At 72.9% G+C, this 4,433-nt stretch carries 3 protein-coding genes; 1 reads left to right on the top strand and 2 read right to left on the bottom strand.

Annotation, left to right across the window (positions count from 1 at the left end; genetic code table 11):
- Window positions 1-162: 162 nt before the first annotated feature.
- Window positions 163-1,326, bottom strand: a complete 1,164-nt coding sequence (locus CCN51_RS42115) for an acyl-CoA dehydrogenase family protein (protein ID WP_014178852.1) — start codon at window positions 1,324-1,326, stop codon at window positions 163-165.
- A gap of 142 nt (window positions 1,327-1,468) precedes the next feature.
- Here CCN51_RS42115 and CCN51_RS42110 point away from each other — a divergent pair, with 142 nt between their 5' ends.
- Entirely contained in the window at window positions 1,469-3,055 is a 1,587-nt protein-coding gene (locus tag CCN51_RS42110; protein WP_014178851.1) for a class I adenylate-forming enzyme family protein, read from the top strand.
- 20 nt (window positions 3,056-3,075) lie between these two features.
- Here the strand turns inward: CCN51_RS42110 and CCN51_RS42105 are convergent.
- Window positions 3,076-4,433, bottom strand: a 1,358-nt coding sequence (locus tag CCN51_RS42105) for a serine/threonine-protein kinase (RefSeq protein WP_483883466.1), incomplete at its 5' end; no start/stop codon positions are given.

Here is a 4,433-nt window from a genome sequence, read left to right as displayed (position 1 = left end):
CGGCCCCGCCCAGCTCCCGCCACAGCGCACGGTCCACGACGGGCGGGCCCGCGTCCACCACCGCCCGCAGCCGCTCCCGCGGAAACCGCCCCTCCAGCAGCTCGCGGACCCCCGCCCGCAGAACACGCTGGTCGTCCGTGAGCCGGAAGTCCACGGGCCCGCTCACCGTCCTTTCGGCAGGCCGAGGATGCGCTCGGCGACGATGTTGTGCTGAATCTGGGAGGTGCCCGCCGCGATGGTGTACGAGAGCGAGGACAGCCGGTCCGCCACCCATGTGTGGTCGGCGTCCAGCGCCCCCGCGCCCAGCACCTCGGCGGCCGCGTCGTACAGCTCCTGACGGACATGCGAATAGCGCAGTTTGAAGACCGAGCCGCCGGTGCCCGGCACCCCGCCGGTGCGCTGCGCCTCGCTCACGTTCCACTGGGTGAGCCGCCACAGCGCGGCGAACTCGGCCGCGAGCCGCCCCAGCCTGCGGCGCAGCACCGGGTCGTCCCACCGCCCGTTGGCCTTCGCCTCGCGCGCCAGGGCCTCAAGCACCCGGCGGCAGGCCACGACCTCGCCCACGAACGCCGTGCCGCGCTCGAAGGAGAGGGTCACCATGGTCACGCGCCAGCCGTCGTTCTCCGCCCCGATCCGGTGGGTGACCGGCACCCGCACCTCGTCCAGGAACACCTCGGCGAACTCCGCCGTCCCGGCGAGGGTGCGCAGCGGCCGTACGGTGACCCCCGGTGCGTCCATCGGCATCGCCAGCCAGGAGATCCCCCGGTGCTTGGGCGCCTCGTCACTGACAGGTGCGGTGCGGACCAGGAGTTCGCACCAGTCGGCGACCTCGGCGTGCGAGGTCCAGATCTTGCTGCCGGTGACGACGTACGAGTCGCCGTCCCGCACCGCCCTGGTGCGCAGCGAGGCGAGGTCGGATCCGGCCTCCGGCTCCGAGAAGCCCTGGCACCAGACCTCGTCCCCGCGCAGGATCGGCGACAGCCAGCGCGCCCGTTGCGCCGCGTCGCCCTCGGCGGCGATGGTGGGGCCCGCGTGCAGCAGCCCGACGAAGTTGGCGCCCACGTAGGGCGCCCCGGCCCGTTCGGTCTCCTCCAGGAAGATCAGGTGCTGGGTGGGGGTCGCCCCTTGGCCGCCGGCGTCTTTCGACCAGTGCAGCCCGGCGTACCCCGCGTCGTACAGCGCGCGCTGCCAGCCGCAGTCGTAGGCGCGGCGGCCGGGCCAGTCGGCCGGGTCCGGGGGATCCGGCAGCTTGGGCAGGACGTCGGCGAGCCAGGCGCGCAGCCGCCGCCGGAAGTCCTCCTCCGCCTCCGTGTAGTCGAGGTCCATCCGCGCCCCTTCGGCTCACTCGCCGCATTTCTGACGCCGCGTCAGATCAATTGCAAGGCTAGCCCCGCGGACTCTGGACCGACAAGGCGCCGAGCTCTACGCTTCCCGCACAATCTGACTAAGCGTCAGTTGGAGGTCCCGCATGACCGACACCGCCCAGGAATTCGGCACCGCGCATGAGCTCGGCACCTCAGCGACGCTGTGGGAGCTGGTCGAGCGGCGCGCCGCGCTCACCCCCGACGCCCCCGCCCTGCTCCAGGCCGCCGCCTCCGCCCGCGACGACCGGCGGATGACCTTCCGCGCGCTGCGCGCCCGCGCGGAGCGCACCGCGGCCGGGCTGTACGGGATGGGCGTGCGCCCCGGCACCCGCGTCGCCTGGCAGCTGCCCACCCGTATCGAAACGGTCGTCCTGACCATGGCCCTGGCCCGGCTGGGCGCCGTACAGACCCCACTCATCCCCTTCTACCGCGACCGGGAGGTCGACTTCGCGCTGCGCGCGTCCGGCGCCCGCTTCCTCGCCGTCCCCGGCCGCTGGCGCGGCTTCGACCACACCGCGATGGCCCACCGCCTCGCCGCGCGGCTGTCCGATCCGCCGCTGGTCTTCGAGGCGTACGACACCCTCCCCGAAGCCGATCCGGACGCCGTGCCGCTGCCCCCGCCGCCCACCGACGGGACCGCCGTCCGCTGGATCTACTGGACCTCCGGCACCACCTCCGAGCCCAAGGGCGTTCTGCACACCGACCGCAGCCTCATCGCCGCCGGGGCCTGCCTGGGCCATGCGCTGCGGCTGCGCCCGGACGACATCGGCTCCATGGCCTTTCCGTATGCCCATGTGGCCGGGCCCGACTACACGGTGATGCTGCTGCTGTACGGCTTCCCCGCCGTGCTGCTCGAGCACTTCGCGCTGCCCGCCTCGCTCGCCGCGTACCGGAGGCACAAGGTCACGGTCGCGGGCGGCAGCACCGCCTTCTACTCGATGTTCCTGGCCGAACAGCGCAAAGACCCCGGCCACAAACTCATCCCCACCCTGCGGCTGCTGGCCGGCGGCGGCGCACCCAAGCCGCCCGAGCTGTACTACGAGGTCGTCCGCGAGCTGGGCTGTCAGCTCACCCACGGCTACGGCATGACCGAAGTGCCCATGATCACCATGGGCGCGCCGGACGACACCCCGCACCACCTCGCGACCACCGAAGGACGGCCGCCGACGGATATGGAAATCCGCATCGTGGACCGGGACGGAAAATCGCTGCCCTTAGGGACCGACGGCGACGTGCGGTTGCGCGGCGAGGCCGTCTGCGCCGGATATCTGGACGAGGCCCAGACCCGTGAGGCGTTCGACGCCGACGGCTTCCTCATCACCGGCGACCTCGGGCATCTCACCGAGGAGGGGTATCTCGTCCTCACCGGCCGCTCCAAGGACGTCATCATCCGTAAGGGCGAGAACATCTCCGCAAAAGAGGTCGAGCAACTGCTCTACGAGCACCCCGACGTCGGCGATGTGGCCGTGATCGGGCTGCCGGACGCGGTCCGCGGCGAGCTGGTGTGCGCGGTGGTCGAACAGCCCGCCGGCGCGGAACCGCTCACCCTTGAGGCCGCGATCGCGTATTTGCGCACCCAAGGGCTGTCCGTGCACAAGCTGCCCGAACGGCTCGAAGTGGTCGACGCGCTGCCGCGCAACGACACACTCCGCAAGGTGCTCAAGTACAAGCTGCGGGAGCGGTTCGCCTAAGGCTCTGGCCGTGTGGCGGTTCAGCCGGACGTGCTGTACGTCGCCGTCGCCTGCTCGAAGTAGCGGGCGACCGCGCGGCGCTCATCGGCCGGGCCGATGACCAGGACGACGTGGTACCGGCCGTCGATGAGCATCACCAGATTGCGGGCGTACACATTGCGCCCGCTGCTGTCCCGCCAGCTGAACTCCCCCTCGGCCATCGCCGTCTGCCCCACGTCGATCCGCCGCAGCCCGGAGGACGAGGCCCAGGAGGAGGAGCGGAAGGCGGACAGCTCGGGCTCCTTGTTCTGCTGGTAGGCCATGGGGTCGGCGCCGAACTCGGACTCCTTGTCCCGCCCCGCCACCACGACCAGTTCGAAGTCGCCGCCGATATAGCGGATCTGACCGCGGGAGTTCTCGCCGCGCCGGGTCCAGTTCTCGTGCACAGCGACCTTGAACCCCTTGGGGTCCTTGCGCACCGCGAAGCCCTTCGCCAGACCCGCGGGCGGCGTCGACTGCGCCTGCTGGTCGTCCGGCGAGGACGTACCCGAACCCTCGCCGCCCCCGCTCGAACTCTGCGGATCGTGCGGCGACGGCTCCCGCGAGGCGGTCGGCGCATCGCTCTGCGCGCCCGCCGTGCCCGTACGGCCCTGGCCCTTCTCCTCGTCGGCCCGCGGCATGAACATCATCGCGTACAGCACCGCCGCCGCCAGAACCAGCAGTATCAGCGCCAGCAGCACCCGGCCCAGCCTGCGCGGGCGGCCCTCGCCCGGCTGCTTGCCCCGCTTGTGCCGCCCGTGCGCGGCGACGACCGGCGCGCCGCCCGCCCGGCCCCTGCGCACCAGCCAGCCACGGCGGCGCACAATGGGCAGCCGTCGGGGGTCGGACGGCCCGCCCGGTCCTATCGACGGCACCGTGACCGTGCTGCTGCCCACGTCCGGCTCCGGCGCCGAGCGGATCAGCGACCGCAGCCAGCCGCGCAGCTCCTCGAAGTCCGGGCGCTCGGTGGGGTCCTGGCGCAGCAACGACTCGACGACCGGGCGCAGCGGACCGCACTCCTCCGCGTACGCGGGCGCCTCGGAGCACACCAGCTGCACCAGCTCGGCGGCGCTCTCCTCCGGGTACGGGGCATGCCCCTGTACGGCACGGAAGAGCAGCACGCCCACCGCCCACAGGTCGGCGGCCGGGCCGACGGGGGGCGCCAGCCGCCAGTTCTCGTGGACCGGAACCGCCTGCTCGGGCGCCCACCGCTCGGTGACGGCCCCCACCACGACGATCCGCGCCTGCCGCGCGCGCTCGGCGGCCAACGCGGTCGCGGGTCCGCGCCGCGCGCCATGGGCGGCCGCGGCGTCGTCGTCCCACGAGCCCGCGCCGGCTCCCGCGGGGCGGGCTCGTGGGA

The sequence above is a fragment of the Streptomyces milbemycinicus genome (assembly GCF_002154605.1).
GTDB classification, from domain to species: domain Bacteria; phylum Actinomycetota; class Actinomycetes; order Streptomycetales; family Streptomycetaceae; genus Streptomyces; species Streptomyces milbemycinicus.
The sequence above is the reverse complement of the archived record's forward strand: the minus strand, read 5'-3'. Positions and strand labels throughout refer to the sequence as shown.